The organism is Belliella marina (genome assembly GCF_042682445.1).
In the GTDB taxonomy this organism is placed as follows: domain Bacteria; phylum Bacteroidota; class Bacteroidia; order Cytophagales; family Cyclobacteriaceae; genus Belliella; species Belliella marina.
In genome coordinates, this window is the sequence record NZ_JBHUHR010000022.1 from 143,355 (window position 1) to 168,067 (window position 24,713).

Here is a 24,713-nt window from a genome sequence, read left to right on the forward strand (position 1 = left end):
AGTTTAATATAATATTCAAAACCTAACCAATTATGAAGATTACTAAATCGATCCCATTCAAACATGGGATCACCTTGGCCGTCATCCTGCTAATAGGGTTGGGTTGTGTGGTCAAAAAAGACAGAAAAACTACGGAGACATTGAAAGAAGCCTTCGAAGGTAAATTCCATATCGGAGCCGCTTTAAGTGCCAACCATATCAACAATCAAGGACAGGCATCTATGGAGGTCTTGAATACCCATTTCAACTCGATCGTGGCTGAGAACAACATGAAAAGTGGCATGATTCAGATTCGGGAAGGGGAATTCAACTTTGATGTGGCTGATAAATTTATCGAGTATGGTGAAGCCAATGATATGCATATCGTAGGGCACACCTTGATCTGGCACTCCCAAGCTCCGAGGTGGTTCTTTACGGATAGCGATGGCAATACCGTCAGTCCTGAAGTATTGGCCCAAAGAATGAAAGACCATATCCATACAGTAGTGGGTAGATACAAGGGAAAAGTCAAAGGCTGGGATGTAGTCAATGAAGCAATCTTGGATGATGGGTCCTGGAGAAAAAGTAAATTCTACGAGATACTGGGTGAGGATTTTATGAAGCTTGCGTTCCAGTTTGCCCATGAAGCTGACCCAGAAGCGGAGCTTTACTACAATGACTTCTCTATGGCACAACCCGGAAAAAGAGAAGGAGTAGTGAAAATGGTCAAAAACTTACAGGCACAGGGTGTGAAGATAGATGGGATTGGCATGCAGGGGCATATTGGCTTGGAACATCCGAAGATCCAAGAGTTTGAAAAAAGTATCTTGGCATATTCTGAACTGGGTGTGACGGTCATGATTACAGAGTTGGATCTAAGCGTGCTGCCTTCCCCAAGAAGGGATATGGGAGCGGAGATTTCTACCAATATAGAATATCAGCAAAGCCTCAATCCTTATACCGAAGGACTTCCCGAAGACGTACAGAAGCAATTTGACGAGCGTTACTTGGCCTTTTTCAAGTTGTTCTTGGATCACCATGATAAGATTTCCAGGGTGACACTCTGGGGGATCAATGATGGGGACTCTTGGAAAAATGGTTGGCCGGTAAGGGGAAGGACAGACTATCCATTGCTATTCAACAGGGATAATACACCGAAAAGTATCGTCAAGGACCTTATTGAATTGGCAGCGAAATATTGATTGATAATATAAAACCTGTTAGGTCCTAAAAATATTATGAGTATCTGCTTTCATACCGATAGCCACTTAAAATTATGTATTCATTCTATTTCAAGCGGCTGTTGACTGTCAACCGTCGACTGTTGACGATTATTTTCAAAACAACAAGTGGCTAATATGCAGCTATTTACAATTGTGAATAATCATAACAATTAAACAGCACTACACCTACACAAACCTATTGAATCCAAAGAATCTCCATATACAAGTTTCCGTGTTTGGAGATTCTATTAACCTAATTGAAAAATGAACCAACCTTCAAAGTCTTTAACCTTTACATTTTTGTTTATCGCTTTCTTTTGCCATTCGATTTTTGGGCAAAAAGCCATCAACCCCATCATCCATGCCGATGTCCCTGATGCTTCAATGATCAGGGTGGGGGATACCTATTATATGAGCAGTACTACGATGCATATGAATCCTGGTGTGCCTATCATGAAATCAAAAGATTTGGTCAATTGGGAGTTGGTCAGCTATGCTTATCAAACCTTGGGCAATAGTGATGATCTTACCTTGACCAATGATAAAAATATGTATGGCAAAGGCTCTTGGGCAAGTAGCCTGAGATATCATGAAGGGAAGTTTTATGTAAGTACATTTTCAGGAAATACACATAAAACTTACATCTACAGCACCGAAGATATTGAAAACGGACCATGGGAAGCGATCGAATTCAGACCATCATTGCATGATCATACCTTGTTTTTTGAAGATGGGAAAGCATATATGATCTGGGGCGCAGGAGAGATCAAGATGGTAGAGCTAGAAAGTGATCTATCAGGAATCAAGGTTGATACTGAAAGGGTTTTGATCAAAAATGCCCATGAACCTATCAAGGAAAACATCATGCTTCCAGCAGAAGGTACTCAGCTTTTTAAAGTCAATGGAAAATATTACCTATTCAACATTTCCTGGCCGAGAGGTGGCATGCGAACAGTAATCATCCATAAGGCTGATAATTTATTTGGACCATATGAAGGAAGAGTAGCATTTCAGGATAAGGGTGTCGCCCAAGGTGGATTGATCGATACGCCAGATGGAGATTGGTATTCATTTTTATTCCGAGACAATGGGGCAGTTGGTAGGATTCCATATTTGGTACCTGTTCGCTGGGAAAATGATTGGCCTGTTTTGGGTGAAAATGGCAAAGTGCCTATGGAATTGGATTTGCCAGCAAGCAAAGGACTGATCCCCGGTATAGTAGCATCAGATGATTTCAAGCGAAAAAAAGGAGAGCCTGCACTTCCACTCGTGTGGCAATGGAATCACAATCCGGTCGATAGGCTTTGGTCTATCAATGGAAAAAAAGGAAAACTTACACTCAAAACCGATAGGACTGACCAATCAATCCTAACAGCCAGAAATACACTTACCCAAAGAACAATCGGTCCGGAAAGTATAGGTACAATCAAATTGGATGTTTCCAAAATGAAAGAGGGGGATTGGGCTGGTTTGACATTATTGCAGAAGGATTTTGGATTGATTGCAGTCAAGATGCTCAATGGTCAAAAACAGCTCGTCATGCTAAGGTCAGAAGAAACCAATGAGTCAGAGATAGAAAGTGTTCCCTTTACTGGAAAGTCGGTTTTGCTAAGGGCAGTATGTGATTTCAAGGACAGGAAAGACCAAGCCAAATTCTATTACAGTACTGATAATGGTAAGATTTGGAAACAACTGGGAGATACCCTTCAAATGAAATACACGCTGCCCCACTTTATGGGATATAGGTATGGTCTTTTTTATTATTCCACAGAGCAGCCTGGTGGACAAGTTGACTTTGACTTTTTTCAGATTGATGACCAAATAAAACTTTGATAATCCATGGAAATAAGATTGAATCAGATGTGTAAAATTTCGATAAAATGCCTAGCCCTTCTTTTGTCTGTATTGGGTTTTTCCTCCGCTTGTTTTGGACAGAACCCACTGATCAGGGATCAATTTACAGCTGATCCAACTGCTAGGGTGATCCATGGGAGGATCTACGTATTCCCATCCCATGACATCAAGTGTGATTCAACACAAGGCCGTCCTGACTGGTTTTGTATGGAAGATTACCATGTGTTTTCTTCCTCGAACCTAACAGATTGGGAAGATCATGGGATGATTCTAAGCCAATACCAAGTTCCTTGGGCAGACTCGGAATCATTCAGCATGTGGGCTCCCGATGCGATAGAGAAGGATGGTAAGTTTTATTTTTATTTTCCCAGCAAAGCCAAAACTAGGGAGCTGGAAAACGATGCCCCTGGTGTGAACGGATCCAGCTTTAAGATTGGAGTGGCAGTATCCGATCAGCCGGGAGGCCCATATACACCGGAAAACCAACCAATAGCCAAAGTGGACGGCATTGACCCCAATGTCTTTATAGACCATGATGGCCAGGCCTATCTTTACTGGTCCCAACATCATTTTTACGGCGCCAAACTGAAGCCCAATATGAAGGAGTTGGACTCTGAAGTGTTCACACTCAAAGAATTCCCAGCCAAGGGACTGAAAGAGGGACCTTTCGTATTTGAGCGCAATGGGATCTATTACATGACTTATCCTCATGTCGCCAACAAAACAGAGCGGATTGAATATGCCATAGCAGACAATCCACTTGGACCATTTGAATACCAAGGTGTCATCATGGATGAATCACCAGTAGGCTGCTGGACAAACCATCAATCCGTCGTAGAATTTGAAGATCAGTGGTACCTCTTTTATCACCACAATGATTATTCCCCAGATTTTGACAAAAACAGGTCAATTAGGGCTGATAGCTTGTTTTTTGACCAAGAAGGCAAAATCCAAAAAGTAATCCCAACACTCAGGGGAATCGGGTTGACAGCTGCTACCGGCCATATCAAAATGGATCGCTACAGCTCAAAAAGTAGCCAGGGATATAAGTTTGTTTTTTTGGATGAAGGGAACCCTTTTTTGGGTTGGAAATCTGTCTTTGACAAAAAAGGTGCTTGGGTAAGGTACAATCAGGTGGATTTTGGAAAAGGGGATCTCAATGAATTTTGTGCAAAAATCAAAACAAACAATGCCAAAGGGGTTCTTGAGTTGAGATTGAGCCATACCAAAGGCGAATTGGTTTCTACAATTGACTTGGATAGCAATCAAGATTGGACTGAGTACCGATCGGTTGTTGAATCTGAGATTGCGGGTGCCCAAGACCTGGTATTGGTTTTCAGGGGTAAGGGGAAAGTGGAAGTAGACTGGGTTTCTTTTGGGAAAATATAAATTGGAAAAAAGTGAAGAGAATAAAAAAGTTACACATGTTCATCAATAGGATTGGATCGACTGCAAAAATTGTCTTGGCTTTTGGAGTACTGCTAATCGCCAATAGCGCTTGCCAAGCACAATCTTCAAAGAATGACCCCTACATGAAGCTATGGTATGATAAACCTGCCGAAAAGTGGGTAGAAGCCTTGCCTGTGGGGAATGGCCGTTTGGGCGCAATGGTTTTTGGCAATCCGCAAGAGGAAACCATCCAACTCAATGAAAATACTTTCTATGCAGGCCAGCCCCATCGCAATGACAATCCAAATGCACTGAAAGCACTTGATCAGGTAAGGAAGTTGATATTTGATGGGGAATATGTGGAAGCCCAAAGCGAGGTGGATAGGAACTTTTTCAAAGGACCACATGGGATGCCTTATCAGACTATTGGAAACCTTAAGTTGAGATATAAGGATGAAAGCGAAGTAGAAGATTACTACAGAGAGCTGGATATCGAAAACGCCATTGTCAGTAATCGTTTCAAGAAATCAGGGGTGAATTATACCACCAAGCTGATAGCTTCTTTTCCCGATCAAGTCATTGTTGCAAAGCTGACTGCAGACAAATCCAAATCGATCAGCTTTACAGCCACAATGGACAGGCCGGGAAATTTTGACTTGCGTGTTGATGGGAATGATCAGTTGGTCATGTCTGGTATTTCAGGTGATCATGAAGGGATCAAAGGGGCAGTGAAATTTGAGGCAAATGTAAAGTTTGTGAATAAAGGGGGAAGTATACAAGCTGAAAATGATAAGATTCAAATATCAGATGCTGATGAAGTTACCATATACATTTCTATAGCAACCAATTTTGTCAATTATAACGATATCAGTGCAGATGCACCGGTTAGAGCGACTGGGTATTTAGAAAAAGCTCTCACAAAGAGTTTTGCAGAAATCCATAAAGATCATGTTGCCGATTATCGGAACTATTTTGATAGGGTCCGATTGGATCTGGGAAGAACGGATGCTGCCGATCTACCGACTGATACCCGGATTGAGAGGTTTTCTCAAGGCAATGACCCACAATTGGTTTCATTGTATTTCCAGTTTGGAAGATACCTTTTGATAGCCGCTTCTCGACCAGGAGGACAGCCGGCAAACCTTCAAGGCATCTGGAATCATCAACTGAATCCAGCTTGGGACAGTAAGTACACTGTGAATATCAATGCGGAGATGAACTATTGGCCTGCTGAGATTACAAATTTGAGTGAGCTGCATGGGCCATTTATCCAAATGGTAAAGGACTTATCGGAATCAGGACGACAAACAGCCACAGATATGTATGGCGCCAGGGGTTGGGTGTTGCACCACAATACAGATCTATGGAGGGTAACCGGGCCGATCGACTTTGCCGCAGCAGGCATGTGGACTCTTGGTGGAGCTTGGGTTTCCCAACACTTGTTCGAAAAATATGATTTTTCAGGTGACAAAGCATACTTGGAGTCTGTTTATCCTGCGGTCAAACAAGCAGCTGTTTTTTTCTTAGATTTCCTGGTTGAAGATCCCAAAACTGGCTATATGGTAGTCTCACCATCTGTTTCCCCTGAGAATATTCCTTATCAGTATCACAACTCCGCAGTGGCAGCTGGAAATACGATGGACAACCAATTGCTTTTTGATCTATTTACCAAAACCATCAAAGCAGCAAAAATACTTGGAGATGAAGATGATTTGATCAAAGAAATGAAGGCAATGCTCTCCAAACTTCCTCCAATGCAGATCGGGAAATGGGGACAGCTGCAAGAATGGCAGGAAGACTGGGACAATCCCAAAGATGATCACAGGCATGTCTCCCATCTTTACGGCCTTTACCCTTCCAACCAGATTTCTCCCTATAGAACTCCAGCGCTTTTTGCAGCAGCCAAGACTTCATTGCTTGCAAGAGGAGACGAATCTACGGGTTGGTCAATGGGATGGAAGGTTAATCTTTGGGCAAGATTTCTGGATGGAAACCATGCCTATAAGCTGATCAAGGACCAACTGAGCCCTGCCATACAGCCGGATGGAAAGCAAAAAGGGGGGACCTATCCAAACTTGTTTGATTCGCATCCTCCATTCCAGATCGATGGAAACTTTGGGTGTACAGCAGGGATAGCCGAAATGTTGGTACAAAGCCATGATGCTGCGATTCATATCCTACCTGCTCTTCCTGATGAATGGAAGAGGGGTTCAGTGGCTGGCATAAGGACACGTGGTGGTTTTGAGGTATCAGTCGATTGGGAAGACAACAAAGCGAAAGTGGTATCGATTCATTCTAACCTGGGAGGGATTTGTAGGATCAGATCCTATCACCCCCTGGAAGGAAAGGGCTTGGCCATCGCCGAAGGTTCCAATCCCAATCCATTTTATGAAATACCCAAAACCAAACCGGCAGAAATCAAAGACCATCATAAACTTGGGATCGATGATTCAAAACATGTATATGAATACGATCTCGAAACTGTAAAAGGGAAGAAATACTTGATTTCAATCAAAAAATAACCATTATGAAACCATACCAACTTAAAATCCTAACGATCACATTCCTGTTGATGAACTTCGGGCTGTCGACTTTGGCCCAAGATGAAAACTTTTACATTTTCCTGAGTTTTGGACAATCCAACATGGAAGGGGCGGCGAAGTTTGATGAGCAGGACACTGTCGTGGATGAGAGATTTCAGGTATTGCAAGCTGTCGACTGCGACAATTTGGAAAGGAAAATGGGGCAATGGTACCCAGCCGCTGCACCTATCACCAGATGTCATACTGGGCTAGGTCCAACAGATTATTTTGGAAGGACTTTGCTGGAAAATCTACCCGAGCATATCCGTGTAGGAGTGATCAATGTATCCGTGGGAGGGACTAAAATTGAGCTTTTCCAAAAGGATGGTTTTCAATCTTATGTAGATACTGCACCGGATTGGCTTCAGAATATGGTCAGGGAATATGATGGGAATCCGTACGAAAGATTGATTACGCTGGCCAAACAAGCCCAAAAAGAGGGGGTGGTCAAGGGAATTCTCCTTCATCAGGGAGAATCCAATACAGGAGATCAAAGTTGGCCAAGCAAAGTTAAAGGGGTATATGATAGTATACTTTCAGATTTGGGCTTAGCGGAAAACTCCCTTCCGCTTTTGGCTGGTGAGATGGTCAGTGCAGAGCAAGGTGGCAAATGTGCCAGTATGAATGCGATCATTCAAACTTTGCCATCAACAATTCCCCAAGCATATGTGGTTTCTTCGGCAGATTGCGAAGCTGTGGATGATGGCCCGCATTTTTCGGCAGCAGGTTATAGGGAACTGGGGAGAAGATACGGGACACAAATGTTGTCAATATTGAATTAGAGGGGTTTGGGTAGAGTACTTAAAAGTAGGAATTATGAAAAGAGTTAATAATTTAAGATGGTCACTTTTTTTTCTTGCAGCAATTATGCTGGGATTCATTTCCGCTTGCGTAGATGAAGAGGAATCAGAAAACAGGACCGCCCAACTCAGTTGGGATTTAAGTAGTATCCCCGACGGGGATTTATCAGCCAGTAGTGGCAGCTTAAACTTGGATGTCCATTGGGCATATACCCAATGGATAATTAAAGTAGAGGAAGTCATTGAAGGGGAAGATTTTGTTCAGGAATTCACACCTAGAGTCGCCGGTAGCAACACTATTGGCAGCTCCACTACGAGAGTCGCCATTCGGTATCGACAGAATGATACCTATTCAGATAATGTGGTCAAGATAAGCCTTCAGGCTTCAGATGGTACAGGGGAGAAATTTGAAATGATATTGACCCAAGCAGGAAAGGAATTTGTCCCGTTTAGAATCAATTTGGATCAAAATGTCACTTACCAGCATATTTCGGGATTTGGTGGGGGAAATATGATGTGGGGGACAGATTTTTTGGATGCCAACGAAATCAAACTTGCTTTCGGAACAGGGCCAGGTGAATTGGGACTTTCGATTTACCGGGTTAGGCTTTCTCCAGTTAGAAATGATTGGCCTGCCGTGGTAGAGACTGTCAAAGAAGCCAAGAAGCATGGGGCGACCATTATTGCTTCTCCATGGTCGCCACCCGTCAGCATGAAAAGTATCAACAATCTGGTAGGAGGATATCTTTTGGAAGAGAATTATGAAGCTTACGCAAATTATTTGAATGATTTTGTTCAGTTCATGGCTGAGCAGGGAGCTGCTGTAGATGTGGTTTCTATCCAAAACGAACCGGATATTCAGGTAAGTTACGAGTCCTGTGATTGGACGGTTGGGCAGATTTATGATTTTGTCAAGTTCCATGGGGATAAAATCCAAGGGGCAAAGCTTACTGCTGCAGAGTCATTCAATTTCAAACAGTCCTATACAGACCAGATACTCAATGACCCGGATGCACTCAAAAACCTGGATATCGTGTCGGGACACATCTATGGCAGTGGCCTGGCACCGTATCCATTGGCTGAACAAAAAGGTGTGGAAGTGTGGATGACCGAATACCTGATGAACCAGAATAGTGGTGTTGACATCAACAACTGGAATACAGAAGAGGCGGTCATTTGGGAAGAGACCATGGGCATGTTGCAGACCATCCATGATTCTATGATTTCGAATTGGAATGCCTATATCTGGTGGTATATCAGAAGGTTTTACTCATTCTTGGGCGAAGGCGAGCAAGGAACTACCAGGGGGCAGACTTTAAGAAGAGGTGATGCCATGGCCCAGTTTGCCAAGCATGTCAGACCAGGTTATACCAGGATATCTGCAAGCCTTTCAGAGCCAAGGAACATTGATGTCACTGGATATACAGGTGAAGGGAAACTTGTAATTGTCTTGATCAACAAAGAAGCGGAAAGCATTCCTGCGATAGAATTGGAAATACCAGAAGGGTTTGACACTGTGCATGCAACTGTCACCTCTTTGAACCAGAGACAAAATTCAGTTGATGTCACTACCCAAGGTGGTGTTGCTTCCCTTGGCTTATCGGCAAAGAGTATCACCACCATTGTGTTGGAATAATCAGAATCTTAAAAAGCATTTATCAATCAATCAATACGAGTATAATGAAAAAAAACCAAGCTATTATTTTGTCTTTCATTTTGGCATTTATTTCCATATTTGATGGGTTTGGGCAGAAGAAAAAAAGCAATTCCCCCATTTTCTCTGAAGTGGTCTATGAGGGAAAAGACCAGGTATACATCGATAATCCATTGAAGGAAGGTGAATTTTACAACCCTTTGCTTCAGGGATGCTATCCAGATCCTGCCATTACTAGAAAGGGGGATGATTATTTTATGGTTGTCTCTTCCTTTGCGATGTTTCCAGGAGTGCCTATTTTCCATTCCAAAGACTTGGTGAATTGGACACAGATAGGACATGTTTTGGATCGCAAGTCGCAACTCAAAGTCCATGACACCGGGATCAGTATGGGGATCTATGCACCGGATATCAAGTACAATCCATACAATGACACCTTCTACATGATCACTACACAGTTTGCAGGTGGATTTGGAAATATTGTGGTGAAGACCAAAGATCCGTTTCAAGGATGGAGTGATCCCATCAAATTGAAATTTGACGGAATTGACCCGGGGATATTTTTTGATGACAATGGCAAAGCCTATGTAGTTCACAACGATGCCCCAAATGAAGGCGAAGAAAGATATAATGGCCATAGAGTGATCAAAGTCTGGGAATATGATTTGGATAGTGACCAAGTGGTAGCAGGTACCGACAAGATTATCGTGGATGGAGGGGTAGACCCAGCCAAAAATCCTATTTGGATTGAAGCACCCCACCTTTACAAGAAGGATGGGACATACTACTTGATGTGTGCGGAAGGTGGCACGGGAGGAAACCACAGCGAGGTGATTTTCAAAAGCGATAGCCCAACTGGACCGTTTATCCCAGCTCCATCCAACCCGATCCTGACACAGCGTTATTTTGGAAACAACAGAAATTATCGGGTTGATTGGGCAGGCCATGCAGACCTTGTCTTAGGTCCTGATGACAAATATTATGGGGTCTTCTTAGGTGTAAGGCCAAATGAAAAAAACAGGGTAAACACTGGAAGGGAAACTTTCATTCTTCCAGTTGATTGGTCTGGAGAGTGGCCGGTTTTTGAAAATGGCTTGATCCCTATGGAACCCAAATTAAAAATGCCTGAAGGTGTGACTGAAAATAAAACTGGCAAAGATGGGTTTTTCCCTAATGGCAATTTTGTGTACACCGAGAAATTTGATTCCAAGGATTTGGACTTTAGGTGGATCGGACTAAGGGGACCTAGAGAGGATTTTATCTCATTTACCAAAGGTGGTCTACAGATCAATCCTTTTGCTGCCAATATCAAAGAAGTGAAGCCAACCTCAACTTTGTTCTACAGACAGCAACATCAGAATTTCTCCTTTACAACCAAGCTGACTTATCAGCCGCAAAGTGAAAAAGACTTAGCGGGCATTACTTGTGTTCAGAGTGAAGCTTTCAATTATGTCTTTGGTGTGACCAAAGTGGGCAATGACCATGTATTGGTTTTGCAACGCACAGAAGGAAAAGGTATGGGAAGAAACAGACAAATCAACTCACAAATACTAGCCAGTACCAAAGTAGATATTTCCAAACCCCTCACTTTACAAGTGAAGGCTACCGGAGATGATTATGAATTTGGCTATGCTGTGGCAGGTGGTGAAATTCAGAATCTTGGTGGTAAAGTATCAGGTGACATATTATCGACAAATGTTGCCGGTGGATTTACGGGTAACATGATCGGACTTTATGCCACTACAGCCAATGATGCGACCGTGGAATAGACATGAATAAAAAGTAACCCATTATACATTTTAAATGCATCAAAATAACCTATCATGCTAAATACACTTAAAACACTGGCTAAATCTTCTATTCTAGTCTTGTTGCTTTTCTGCGCAAAATCTACAATTGCCCAGGATGGAACCATTTACCCACTTGAAACCCCAGATGAACCCAATGCTATTCCTCTTGGTACAGGAGGGGTCGATGATCAACCAGCTTCAGAGACTTGGTTTCGGCAATGGGGCGACCCAATGGCTCGTAATATTACTGTGGCAAGCCTAACTCCATTTCTACCGGAACCCGGAAAGGCAAACGGTACTACTATAATAGTAGCTCCCGGAGGAGGCTTTCGATGGTTATCATTGAAAAACGAAGGCTGGGATGTGGCAGAAGCATTGGCCGCACAGGGAATCACTGCTTTTGTGCTCAAGTATCGCCTTCATCCAACTCCTGAATCCTTGGATGGCTTTAGGGAATCTATGAATAGAACCTTCGATGCAGCATCTAATCCAGCACAAGACGAAGAACCAAGGCCTCGTCCCGTGCAGCGAGATCTTTCTGACCAACTTGAGGACGCTGAGGCTGCCTATGCGATGATCGTGGAAAGAGCCGAAGAGTGGGGGGTAGATACGGACAGAATAGGCATGATTGGCTTTTCGGCAGGTGCCGGTCTTACCATGCATTGTACACTGAACTCCCAAACCATGAAGCTGGCCTTCATTGGTCCGATCTATGGTGGTATGGGTCCGGTAAAGGTGCCGGAGGATGCGCCGCCCATGTTCAATGTGATCGCCAGCGATGATTTTCTTTTCAGGGGGCAGTTTGGTATCATCGATTCCTGGTACAAAGCAGACATTCCCGTTGAGTTTCATCTTTATCAAAATGGTGGTCACGGTTTCGGCCTGGGAAATCCCAACCGAACCAGTAACCGCTGGTTTGATGCATTTATTCACTGGCTGGATGTCAATAGCTTTCTCACAGCTAAGTCGTCGGAGTGATGAGCCCTTAGCAGTTGCTAATAAATAAGAAAAAAATAGAAATATTAAATCTCACGAATAAACCTATTCTATGAAAAAGTTATCGCTTTTCTCCAAAGCAAAAGACCTATTGAAGCTAGCACTTGGATTGGTCATGATCTCTGCATCTGTATCATGTGCCCAAGAAGAAGCTCAAACCAGCTTGATGCATGAAGGGAAATATGTGCACACAGTGGCTGGTAATCCATACCTTCCTTTGTGGGAGCATGTTCCTGACGGAGAACCACGGGTATTTGAAGATCCTGATAATCCGGGTAAGTATAGGGCTTATATAATCGGTTCCCATGATGTCAGGTTCACGAGCTATTGTGGACCGGATATTAGGATGTGGTCAGCTCCTGTAGAGGATTTGACGAGCTGGAGAGACGAAGGAGCTATTTTTACCTATGAAATAGATGGACAATGGGATGTGATGTATGCACCAGATTTGGTGGAAGTAAAAAGAAAAGACGGAACTAAGGAATACTACCTATACCCACATAGCAGAGGTCCTGGAAGAGAAGCAATGGTAGCAAAAGGTTCAAGACCAGATGGGCCATTTACTCCGATCAATATGACGGAAGATGGAAAGCGTACAATCCCTGGAAGTATTTTAGGTTTTGATCCCGCTGTCTATATAGAAAATATCGATGATCCAAATGATCCTGATTATGAGATAGGTTTCAGAGCTTACGGATTCTGGGGATTCCAGAGATCTATGGCAGCTGAATTGGATCAGAATACCATGTATTCAATCAGACCTGGTACTGAGGTGATCCCTTATTTTCTCCCTGCTAGTAATAGATATGGTTCTCTAAGAGATCCAGAGGGAACTCAATATCCAAATATCTACGAGGAAGAAGATTTGGGAACATTCAATTTCTTTGAAGCTTCTTCTATTAGAAAAGTTGGCAATAAATACATCACTGTATTCAGTGGCTATTCAGGACCTGATTATGGAGTAAGTAGCACCAATTCCACTTTGAGATATGCAGTTGGTGATTCTCCACTTGGTCCATGGAAAAGCGGAGGTGTATTGGTGGATTCGAGAGGGCCGGTTTTGAATGAAGATGGAACCGGTATCATGCTTACCAACGGTGGGCACAATACCCATGGAAGTATCGAAGAGATCAATGGACAATGGTACGTGTTTTACCACAAGCCACCTAGAGGATTTGGTTTTGCCCGTCAGCCTGTTGTGGCACCGATTAGCATAGAGGTAGATGAAAAACCAGTAGCAGAAGGTGGAGGAGCAAGAATCAGAGCCTATGATCCATATGCCGAAAACAAACAATGGACTGCCAAGGACAGCCAAGGCAGAGAATACAAAGGTGCTGAAGTGACCTCAGAAGGTTTCCATATGTATGGTCTTGATCCATATCAATATTACTCAGCAGGATATGCCGCATATCTTTCTGATATCAGCATCCAGCAGGATTCTTGGGATATTTGGGACAATCACATGCCGATCACGCAAGTCAAAGACGGACATATTATTGGTTATAAATACTTTGGTTTTGGAGGTCTGTCTGAAGATAAAAATGGACTCAAAGCATTTGAAGGAACAAAATCTGGAAATCAAACAGCTTTCAATCTTTTCCTAACTCCAAAGACAGACAAAGCTTTCAAAGTCAATGTTTGGATAGATGGTCCTTATGCAAATGACACTTGGAAAGGTACTAAAATCGGTATGATCGAAGTTCCTGCAAATTCTAAAAACGAATCGACAAAGTTCAAAATTGATGTATCGGAATATGTTGATCAATTGGACAAAAAACATGCTGTTTACTTGGTTTCAGAAGGAGATGGATCAGAGCCTCTTTTTGACTTGTTGGGATTGGCATTTAGTGCAAAGGGAAAAGAAATCGAAAGGCCTATTTCTCCAAAGATTAGCATATCAGTGAATGGTGAGGCTGTAGAAGTTCCAGAAACACCCATAAGATCCACAAATGAAAATGGCATCGTTGGTTATGGTCTTTATGAAGTAAATGCAAGCCTTGCAGCTGGTTCGGATTCTAATCCCAAAGTAACTGCCAAAGCTGATAATCCATCTGTGAAAATCTCTATTGAACAAGCTGAAAATAAAGACGGAGAAGCTACAGTAACTTGTGATTACAGAGGAGTTATCAAAACTTACAAAGTGAGATTCATTTAAAAGTATCAAAATAAACTGAAGAGGTGAATCAACCTATTTTAAACTTTCCTAAAAACTTTCCCAAAGTTCAAAACTTTGGGAAAGTTACACCAAAACCTTAAACCTAAGCCAAATGAAAACAGCCATAAAATTTCTATTCACTTTAGCTTTTAGCTTAATCATCCAGATAGGTTTCTCTCAAAACCCAATTATCCGTGATGTTTTCACAGCCGATCCAGCACCTATTGTACACAATGATATTGTTTACTTATACACCAGCCACGATACAGCATCTGTAGATTCCAAAAATTATGAGATGAAAGATTGGCTTGTATTTTCATCTACCGATATGGTGAATTGGGAGTATCAGGGAGCACCCGTTTCCCCAAAAACTTTTTCTTGGGCTACAGGTGATGCCTACGCGGCACATTGTACAGAGAGAGATGGGAAGTTTTATTTTTATGTTTCCACATTTCATAAAAAAGATGAAAACAGCAATGGCGGTGCCGCCATCGGTGTAGCTGTGTCTGATAGTCCTACTGGTCCATTTGTAGATGCCATTGGCAAAGCATTGGTTGTAAATGAAATGACCACCGACAATAAGCATGGCTGGGATGATATCGATCCAGCAGTTTTTATTGATGATGACGGTCAAGCTTATATTTATTGGGGCAATGGAAGTCTGAAATGGGCAAAGCTCAAAGACAACATGATAGAAATGGATGGCGAAATCAATTATTTGAATCCCGAAAATTTCATTGAAGGCCCATGGGTCTATAAGCGCAATGATCTGTACTATTTGCTTTATGCCAGCAAAGGGGATAAAGCAGAGCAAATTGACTATTGCATAGCCACAAGTCCAGAAGGGCCATGGGAACACAAAGGAGTGATTATGGAAAGTGTTCCCAATAGTTTTACAGTTCATCCTGGGGTGGTTACTTACAAGGGAAAAGATTATTTCTTCTATCACAATGGCGTGCTACCCACAGGAGGAAGCTATAGAAGATCCATTTGTGTGGACTACATGTACTACAATGAAGATGGTACAATCCAAAAAGTGATTCAGACTGAGGAAGGAGTCAGTGCTGTTTTATAATTAAACAATATGATTATCCGCAATGACACCAAAAAGTGAATTTTCACATGAAATCATGAGGATAAATCGTCGACGGTTGACTGTCAACTTACCCTAGAAACAATATGGATACATTATTTCAAATGGCTACTGGTGAGAAAGCGGATATACATATTAAACAATATCCAAATCATCTAATCCTCAGATCCTTAAAGTGGAAACTGTAGTCGTTGTTGGTTTGTACAGATCAAAAAGAAATTCAAGACTAAAAGAGAAGCTAAAGAGATATTAAATGAAACGAAAAACGAAACAAATCAAGTTAGGTTTATTTATATGTTTTTTGCTGCATTGCTTTGCAATTCATGCACAAGATAAACTTTACAGTAATGAATTTCCGATATCGGATGTTGTTTTGCTCGATGGCCCATTTAAACATGCCCGAGACTTGAATCTTCATGTGCTATTACAATACGATGTTGACCGTATGCTGGCACCTTACCGCAAGATTGCGGGTTTGCCCGAAAAGGCAAAAACCTATCCCAATTGGGACGGGCTTGATGGTCATATAGCCGGTCATTACCTTTCGGCAATGGCCATGAATTATGCTGCTACAGGCGATCTTGAATGCAAAAAACGCATGGAATACATGCTTTCGGAGCTCAAAGCCTGCCTTGAAGCCAATGCTGTCAATAATCCGGAATGGGGAGTTGGTTATATCGGTGGTTTTCCTAATAGTGCAGATTTGTGGAGTGCATTTAAAACAGGTGATTTTAGTATTTACCTTTCTGCCTGGGCGCCTTTTTACAATTTGCATAAAATGTACGCTGGGCTAAGAGATGCCTGGCTATATGCTGGCGACGATGATGCCAAGGACTTATTCTTGAAGTTTTGTGACTGGGGAATCAACATTACCGCTGATCTTTCCGACGAGCAGATGGAGACTATGCTCAACATGGAATACGGTGGAATGAATGAATCCTTTGCCGATGCATATCAAATATCTGGAGATGAAAAATACCTCATTGCAGCAAAACGGTATTCGCACAATACTTTTTTGGAGCCGTTGGCGAATGGGATTGATAATCTCGACAACAAGCACGCCAATACCCAAATACCTAAATTCATCGGTTTCGCAAGGATTGCAGAGCTTAGTGGTGAACAAGACTACGAAAAAGCAGGCCGCTTCTCATGGGAGACTATAACCGAAAACCGTTCCCTGGCTTTTGGAGGAAATAGTCGTAGAGAGCATTTTCCAAGTGTTGAATCCTGTGGAGATTTTATCAATGATGTAGATGGTCCGGAATCTTGCAATTCATATAATATGCTGAAATTGACCGAAGACTTGTTTCGTATGCAGCCTTCGGCGCATTATATGGATTACTACGAGCGTACTGTGTTCAATCATATTCTTTCAACCCAACACCCGAAGCATGGTGGTTATGTGTATTTTACAACTGCCCGACCACGCCATTACAGGGTGTATTCAGCACCAAATGAAGCAATGTGGTGCTGTGTAGGTACAGGTATGGAAAACCATGGGAAATATAACCAATTGATATACTCTCATTCAGGTGATTCATTGTACCTCAATTTGTTTATTGCGTCGGAACTCAACTGGAAAGATAAAAAAGTTAGAATTAGGCAGGAAACGGATTTCCCGAATGAAGGAAGTACAAAAATCACTGTCACTGAGGGCTCGTCTAAGTTCAAACTGATGGTCAGGTATCCAAAATGGGTGGAAAATGGGGCATTGAGGATTTTAGTAAATGGGGAAGATGTTAAGTTCACTGAACAACCCTCTTCTTATATTTCCATTGAGAGAGATTGGAAGAAAGGAGATGTTGTAGAAGTGGTAACACCCATGCACAGTACAATTGAACGTTTGCCAAATGTTCCTGATTATATCGCATTTATGCATGGTCCCATTTTACTCGGTGCTGAAACTGGCACAGACGACCTAAGGGGTCTGATTGCTGGCGATGGGCGATGGGGCCAGTTTCCGGGTGGTAAATTATTGCCCATAGACCAGGCTCCCATTCTTGTTGAAGATGATTTAGATAATATTGCCAGCAAATTGGTGCCAGTTGAAAATGAGCCCTTGAATTTTACGCTCAATGTTAAAATGGTTAATCCTATCGATCTAAAATTGAAACCATTTGCCCAAATCCACGATGCCCGGTATATGATATACTGGTTGGCACTTACCAACGACGGCTATCAGGCCTATATGGATTCATTGGCCAATATGGAATTTGAAAAGATTGCCCTAGAAAACCGCACCGTCGACTTTGTGGCTACAGGAGAACAACAACCCGAAACCGACCATGCCATGCAAGTCGAAAATTCGAGTTCAGGCAATGCCAACAACGATTTCTACCGTGAAGCAAACCGGGGTGGATATTTCAGTTATGAAATGAAAACAAATTCAGAAACAAACCTTGGTCTTCATGTACGCTACTGGGGAGCCGAATGGGGTGGCCGCAAATTTGATGTTTTTATTGATGATGAAAAGCTATTGACCGAAGATAATACAGGAAAATGGAACCAGTCGAAGTTTCAAGATTTAGAGTACACTATTCCTGATTCGATGGTAAAGGGCAAAAGCAGCATCAGGGTCAAATTTCAATCAATACCAGGAAATACTGCAGGAGCAGTTTATTACATCCGTCTAGTAAAAAAATAAATAATATGATTATCCGCAATGGTACCAGTAGTTAAATTATGCATATGTAATCATGCGGATAATTGTCAACTACGCCACGCCTGTCCGCCGTGGTGGAGCGCACGGGTGTCAACGGTTGACAGTCAACTTGCCCTGGAAATAATATGGATACATTATTTTAATTGGCTACTTGTAAGAAATCGGATATACATAATAAATAAATAAGATATGAAAATTATAGCCACATGCTGTTTGATATTCATTACTGCATTTTCCCATGCGCAAAACACTGCCATTGTAAAAAGCCCTGATGGGAAACTTCAAGTTAAATTGGAAGTGATAGATGGGGACTTGGGATATTCAGTTTCCTACAGTGATCATATGATGCTGGAAAAATCCCCCTTGGGATTGCTAGCCAATGAAGGCGATTTTTCGAGAAACCTGACTTTTGTAAGTACATCCACTGGCGAAACTGACAATGCCTACACATTGGATAGGATCAAGAAATCCTCCGTCAAATACAAAGCCAATACGCTCACATATACTGTCAAGAATATAGATGGCAAAGAATTGAATGTACATTTTCAGGTCAGCGACAATGACATTGCTTTTCGATATGAATTACCCAAATGGGGAGATACAAGGGCTGTTGTAATTGAAAAGGAGGCGACTGGTTTCAAATTTCCTACCCAAAGCACCTCATTTCTTTCACCCATGATGACACCGATGACTGGCTTTGCAAGGACAGCACCAAGTTATGAAAGTGGTTATACAGTAGATGCCCCCATCGAAAAAAACAATGCAAGATTCGGATATGTATTTCCTGCTTTGTTCCAAATAGGTCAGAATGGCTGGGTGCTGTTATCAGAAACCGGTGTAAGTGGTGGTTACAATGGCTCTCATCTCAGCAGTTTTAAAGAGGGACTATTTACTGTCGAATATCCCCAAATGGAGCAAAACAATGGGTTTGGAAGTACAGGGGCACAGGTGGGGCTTCCTGGGTCTACGCCGTGGAGAACGATCACAGTTGGAGAATCGCTCAAACCCATTGTAGAGACTACCGTTGCATTTGATGTGGTTGAACCTTTGTATGAAGCTTCCCAGGTTTACAAATACGGAAAAGGAACTTGGAGCTGGATACTCTGGCAAGACAACAGCATGAACTATGATGATCAGGTCAAGTTCATTGACTTGGCAGCTGAGATGGATTTCGAATATATTTTGATAGATGCATGGTGGGATGATAGAATCGGTTACGACCGCATGGAGGAATTGATCAAATATGCCAATTCCAAGAATGTAGATGTTTTCCTTTGGTACAATTCAAACGGAACTGCCAATGATGCCTTTCAGACTCCTTTGAACAAAATGAATACTTCCATCGCAAGAAAAGAAGAAATGAAATGGTTGCAAGAGGCGGGAGTCAAGGGATTGAAAGTCGACTTTTTTGGAGGGGATAAGCAGGAGACCATGCGCTTGTATGAGGATATCTTGGTCGAAGCGAACGAGTATGGGTTGATGGTTATTTTCCATGGGGCAACCCTTCCCAGAGGCTGGGAAAGGATGTATCCAAATTTCGTAGGAAGCGAAGCTGTGTTGGCTTCCGAAATGTTGGTTTTTGTGCAAGATACAAGAGAGAAAGAGGCATTTTACGCCACCCTTCATCCATTTATCAGAAATACTGTCGGAAGTATGGAGTTTGGTGGGATACTGCTAAACAAGTATCTAAACAAAGGAAACCAAAGAGGGCAAAAACGCTTGACGACAGACATCTTTCAATTGGCCACGGGTGTTCTTTTCCAAAACCCAGTACAGATGTTCGGCTTGACGCCAAATAATCTAGAGGATGTTCCTGAATTTGAACTGGATTTTTTGAGAAAATTGCCCACTACTTGGGATGAAACCATCTATATAGATGGCTATCCCGGCAAATACAGCGTGATCGCCAGAAGAAGTGGCAAGCATTGGTATGTAGCGGGTGTGAATGCAGAATCCAATACCAAAACATTGAAAATCAGCATTCCCATGCTGCAAGGGCGAAAAGTGTCATTTTACAATGACGACAAGGACATGCAGCCGACACACAGTAGCCTGGAAATTGGAAATGACGGGGAGTTTACGGTTACTATCCAACCAAATGGCGGGTTTGTATTGACTGATGATTTATAACCGGAAGAAGTAAATTTCTACCAAAACCATACCTATGAAAAATATACGCTTTGCATATTTGATTTTCTGTGCCATGTTGTTTCATTTTGGAAATAGCCAAGCACAAAACCCCATCATCCAAACATCCTACACAGCCGACCCTGCTCCGATGGTGTACAATGACAAAGTCTATCTATATACTTCACATGATGAAGATGGATCGACTTGGTTTACCATGAATGACTGGAGATTATACACAACGGAAGATATGGTCAATTGGACCGATCATGGGTCTATTCTCTCATACAAAGATTTCGGATGGGGCAAAATAAATGCGTGGGCCCCACAATGTATAGAGAGAGAAGGGAAATTCTATATGTATGTCCCGATTACAGACAGAAACAACCAAAATGGTATTGGAGTGGCCGTATCGGACAGTCCCTATGGGCCATTTGTGGATCCTTTGGGCAAGCCATTGATCAGCAATAGCATGGCGGATATAGACCCTACAGTTTTTGTAGATGATGACGGTCAGGCTTATTTGATGTGGGGAAATCCAGTTTGTTACCATGTTAAGTTGAATGAGGATATGATTTCCTTGGATGGGGAAGTTGATCAGTTTCCAAATACTATTGAATCCTTCGGAAAGAGAAATGCCGATGATTCCAAAAGACCAACCACATATGAAGAAGGTCCTTGGCTGTACAAAAGAAATGATCTGTATTATTTGCTGTTTGCAGCAGGAGAGCTTCCGGAGCACTTGGGGTACTCCATGGGTGACAGTCCGACTGGCCCCTGGAAATATCAAGGGATATTGATGCCTTCTGAAGGAAGGAGCTTTACCAATCATCCGGGGATTATTGATTTTAAGGGAAAAACCTATTTATTCTACCACAATGGTGCTTTGCCTGGGGGGAGTGGTTTTACCCGGTCGGTCGCAGTCGAAGAAGTCAAGTTCAATGAAGATGGTACGATCGTCCCGATGAAAATGACCGAAGGAATTACTGAAAGTTTAGGTTCTGTAAATCCATATGTAAAAAACGAAGCTGAAATGATTGCTTGGTCAGAAGGAGTCAAGGCGAAGCATAATAAAGTGGTAGGAAATTTTATCACTGCCACCAGGAATGAAGCTTATACCAAAGTGATAGGCGTTGATTTTCGAGATAGTGGAGCTACCAAATTCACGGCAAGGGTAGGTACAACCCATCATAGTGATGTATACATGGAAGTAAGGCTTGACAGCAAGGAAGGTGAGCTATTGGCAACCATCAAAGTCCCACTCACAGGTGGAGACGATAGGTGGTCTCTTGTCGGTGCTGATATTGAAAAAGTGTCAGGGATCCATGATTTGTACTTTGTGTACAAAGGAAAAGCTCCAAGCGATATCATGTTCTTTGACTATTGGTTATTCACAAGGTGAATTAAAAGACAAATAGGAGTGGTCCTGTGATCAGAAGCAAGAAGCTTGAAACATAACATCCAAAATATTCCATTATGAAAAGATATTGTATAAACTTATTGCCAGTCATGGCATTACTTCTTCTTGGACTCAGTTGTACATCGCCGGAAGAGATAGTCCCAGAATTGGATGACCCAATTGAAGAAGATGACAATGTGGAGGTTGCCATTCCTCTAAAGGAATTGTTCAAGGATTATTTCCCCATTGGTGCGGCGGTTACGCCACAGCAAGCGAATCTTGGTACACCGCACGGACAGGCATTGCGAGAGCATTTTTCCAGTATCACAGCCGAGAATGTCATGAAGCCTGATGCACTCCAGCGAGTCAAGGGTCAATATACATGGGGAAATGCGGATCAGTTAGTAAAGTTTGCAAAAGACAACGGTATGCTGGTAAGGGGACATTGTCTGACATGGCATGCACAGTCTCCGGACTGGATGTTTTATGATGAAAATGGGGAGTTATTGTCCAAAGAGGTTGCCCTTGCTCAACTGGAAGAACACATTACAGCCGTAGTCTCTAGGTACAAAGGCGACGTATATGCATGGGATGTGGTCAATGAAGCCATGTTTGATTGGGATCCAGAAGGTGTGATCGAGTATAGAGAGGATTCTCCCTGGTACCAAATGATAGGGGAAACATACATTGACTCGGCTTTTGTATATGCCCACAGGGCAGATCCGGACGCGAAGTTGTTCTACAATGACTATAATTCCATATTTAGCTGGAAGCGTCATAAAATCTATAACATGGTCAAAAGGTTGAAAGACAATGGGATTCCTATCCATGGAATTGGTCTTCAGGGACATTGGAATGTGAATACTTCTGAGTCTGACATCAGAACCACTTTGGATTTGTTCCGGACTTTGGATGTAGAAATTCAGATTACAGAATTGGATGTGCCTGTTTATCTGTCAGGTGACGAACCTGGAGCGGTGGAGTACAACAGCACATTTTCCTTCAGACAAAAGGCTGCCTACAGCATGATCTTTCAAGTCTTGTTGGACTATAGTGATCTCATTACAAATGTTACATTTTGGGGTATTGGAGATGATCATACATGGTTAGATCGGCCTGATAGGAAAGCTTTCCCTTTCTTGTTTGATGAGGATTTGAAGCCAAAGCCGGTATATTTCGAAGTACAGAAATTGGTTCAAAACCAGTAAAGTTGCTTTTCGATAAAAAATCCAAGAATATGCGTAGGATTATGCAATCGTATGCGTAGAATTATGCAACCGGTTTCTATTTGAATGTAATAAGCAGTATTTTGGGGTTTAATTATAACTGTACCAAGATGAAAGATAAATCGAATAAACCAAAATCAACCAAAAGTGAAAAAAGGAGAGATTTCCTTAAAAAAAGTGCATTGGCATTTGGCGCATTTCATATCATGCCGAGTCATGTACTCTTTTCAAAACCTGAAATCAAAAACAAAGCAGGGGAAATCGTACAGATGGCGTCTAGGGTACCCAGTGATCGGGTGAATTTGGCTTGCATAGGGATAGGAAATAGGGGTGAGCAGGTGATCAATGATTTTGACAGGACAGGATTGTCCAATGTAGTTGCGCTTTGTGATGTGGATATGGGCGCAGCCCATACGGCCAAAATTATGGAGAAACATTCGAAGGCAAAACGTTTCAAAGATTTCAGGGAGCTTTTTGATCAAAGTGAGGTTGCATTTGATGCCGCAGTGATCTGTACACCGGATTTTTCACATTTTCCCATTACCATGCATGCGATGGCTTCCGGTAAGCCTGTGTATGTAGAGAAGCCAATGGCGAGGACATTTCAGGAAGTGGAATTGATGATGAAAGCTGCCAAAAAATATGGTGTCGTGACCCAGATGGGGAATCAGGGACATTCGGAAGCAAATTCATTCCAGTTCAAATCTTGGGTGGATGCTGGCATTATCAAAGACGTCCATGCCATCAGCTGTCATATGAATAGCCAAAGGAGATGGCATGGTTGGGATACTTCTATGACAAGCTATCCAAAAGCCGAACCAATTCCGGAAACTTTGGATTGGGATCTTTGGCTGACGACGGCCGAGCATCATGACTACAACAAGGATTTTGCCAATGGACAGTGGAGATGCTGGTATGAATTCGGAATGGGCGCTTTGGGTGATTGGGGTGCGCATATCATGGATAGTTTCCACAGATATTTGGACTTGGGTCTTCCAGAAGAAATCAATGCAGTGAAGTTGGATGGCCATAATCCACTCTTCTACCCACAAGCGACTACCCTTGACTTCAAATTTCCAAAAAGGAAAAAAATGCCGGCACTAACCGTGACCTGGTATGATGGATTGGACAATTTGCCACCACTGCCTGAAGGTTATGGAAGTTCCGAATTGAGTGCGGATATTCCGGCAGCGGGTACAGGCCAAATAGAAAAGAGAACTTTGAATCCAGGGAAAATAATTTATTCCAAAGATTTGACTTTCAAGGGAGGTTCCCATGGAAGTACACTTTCTATCATTCCAGAAGAGGCAGCCAATGATATGAAAGGATCACTTCCTGAAGTACCGGAAAGTACCTCAAACCATTTTGCCAATTTCCTTTTGGCATGTAAGGGGGAAGAAAAAACAAGGTCTCCATTTGAAGTATCAGGGCCATTGAGCCAGATATTTTCACTGGGTGTCTTGGCTCAGCAAATGAATACCAACCTGAAGTTTGACAGAAAGAAAAAAGTCATCACCAACAACAAAACAGCAAACGAACTCCTGAATGGCACCCCACCAAGAAAAGGCTGGGAAGAGTATTATAAATTGTGAGGAAAGAGAGATTAGAAGCGAGATTTTAGAGACAAGATTCAAGAAACATGGAAGCGAGAAGTTAGTGATTAAGTAAGGAAAAAAACCACGAAGTGGTTAAACTTTAAATAACCCCGGGTTGCAACCCGGGGATTAATGATGATACAGGAAACAACAACCCCGAAGTGGGTTGAACTTCTTCATTTAAAAGAA

The 24,713-nt window shown here is 42.4% G+C and carries 15 protein-coding genes; all 15 read left to right on the forward strand.

Going from position 1 to position 24,713, the window contains the following annotated elements:
* The first annotated feature begins 32 nt into the window (after nt 1-32).
* The 15 genes from ACFSKL_RS08040 to ACFSKL_RS08110 all read left to right on the forward strand — a co-directional run bounded on the left by ACFSKL_RS08040 (nt 33) and on the right by ACFSKL_RS08110 (nt 24,521).
* Complete coding sequence (locus ACFSKL_RS08040; RefSeq protein WP_376885151.1) at nt 33-1,181, forward strand: endo-1,4-beta-xylanase; 1,149 nt, start codon at nt 33-35, stop codon at nt 1,179-1,181.
* A 285-nt stretch (nt 1,182-1,466) separates the two neighbouring features.
* Complete coding sequence (locus tag ACFSKL_RS08045) at nt 1,467-3,035, forward strand: glycoside hydrolase family 43 protein (RefSeq protein WP_376885154.1); 1,569 nt, start codon at nt 1,467-1,469, stop codon at nt 3,033-3,035.
* Between the two features lie 6 nt (nt 3,036-3,041).
* Nucleotides 3,042-4,445, forward strand: coding sequence for a family 43 glycosylhydrolase (locus ACFSKL_RS08050; RefSeq protein WP_376885155.1), 1,404 nt, complete (start codon nt 3,042-3,044; stop codon nt 4,443-4,445).
* 11 nt (nt 4,446-4,456) lie between these two features.
* Nucleotides 4,457-6,967 (forward strand): glycoside hydrolase family 95 protein, encoded by a 2,511-nt coding sequence (locus ACFSKL_RS08055; RefSeq protein WP_376885156.1) that lies wholly within the window; start codon nt 4,457-4,459, stop codon nt 6,965-6,967.
* 5 nt (nt 6,968-6,972) lie between these two features.
* Nucleotides 6,973-7,809 (forward strand): sialate O-acetylesterase, encoded by an 837-nt coding sequence (locus ACFSKL_RS08060; protein WP_376885158.1) that lies wholly within the window; start codon nt 6,973-6,975, stop codon nt 7,807-7,809.
* A 34-nt stretch (nt 7,810-7,843) separates the two neighbouring features.
* Nucleotides 7,844-9,463 carry a glycoside hydrolase gene (locus ACFSKL_RS08065; protein ID WP_376885160.1) on the forward strand — a complete coding sequence of 540 codons (1,620 nt, stop codon included), beginning with the start codon at nt 7,844-7,846 and terminating at the stop codon, nt 9,461-9,463.
* Nucleotides 9,464-9,507: 44 nt separating this feature from the next.
* On the forward strand, nt 9,508-11,250 hold the full coding sequence (locus ACFSKL_RS08070; protein ID WP_376885161.1) for a glycoside hydrolase family 43 protein: 1,743 nt from the start codon (nt 9,508-9,510) through the stop codon (nt 11,248-11,250).
* Between the two features lie 54 nt (nt 11,251-11,304).
* Entirely contained in the window at nt 11,305-12,249 is a 945-nt protein-coding gene (locus tag ACFSKL_RS08075; protein ID WP_376885163.1) for an alpha/beta hydrolase, read from the forward strand.
* A 70-nt stretch (nt 12,250-12,319) separates the two neighbouring features.
* Complete coding sequence (locus ACFSKL_RS08080) at nt 12,320-14,422, forward strand: hypothetical protein (RefSeq protein ID WP_376885164.1); 2,103 nt, start codon at nt 12,320-12,322, stop codon at nt 14,420-14,422.
* A 112-nt stretch (nt 14,423-14,534) separates the two neighbouring features.
* Nucleotides 14,535-15,497 carry a glycoside hydrolase family 43 protein gene (locus tag ACFSKL_RS08085; protein WP_376885166.1) on the forward strand — a complete coding sequence of 321 codons (963 nt, stop codon included), beginning with the start codon at nt 14,535-14,537 and terminating at the stop codon, nt 15,495-15,497.
* Between the two features lie 271 nt (nt 15,498-15,768).
* Nucleotides 15,769-18,159 (forward strand): glycoside hydrolase family 127 protein, encoded by a 2,391-nt coding sequence (locus tag ACFSKL_RS08090; RefSeq protein ID WP_376885168.1) that lies wholly within the window; start codon nt 15,769-15,771, stop codon nt 18,157-18,159.
* Nucleotides 18,160-18,366: 207 nt separating this feature from the next.
* Nucleotides 18,367-20,307, forward strand: a complete 1,941-nt coding sequence (locus ACFSKL_RS08095; protein ID WP_376885170.1) for a glycoside hydrolase family 97 protein — start codon at nt 18,367-18,369, stop codon at nt 20,305-20,307.
* 34 nt (nt 20,308-20,341) lie between these two features.
* On the forward strand, nt 20,342-21,706 hold the full coding sequence (locus ACFSKL_RS08100) for a glycoside hydrolase family 43 protein (RefSeq protein ID WP_376885172.1): 1,365 nt from the start codon (nt 20,342-20,344) through the stop codon (nt 21,704-21,706).
* Nucleotides 21,707-21,780: 74 nt separating this feature from the next.
* Nucleotides 21,781-22,911, forward strand: a complete 1,131-nt coding sequence (locus ACFSKL_RS08105) for an endo-1,4-beta-xylanase (RefSeq protein WP_376885174.1) — start codon at nt 21,781-21,783, stop codon at nt 22,909-22,911.
* A gap of 128 nt (nt 22,912-23,039) precedes the next feature.
* A complete protein-coding gene (locus ACFSKL_RS08110) occupies nt 23,040-24,521 on the forward strand; it encodes a Gfo/Idh/MocA family oxidoreductase (RefSeq protein WP_376885176.1) in 1,482 nt (493 codons plus the stop codon).
* Nucleotides 24,522-24,713: the final 192 nt, after the last annotated feature.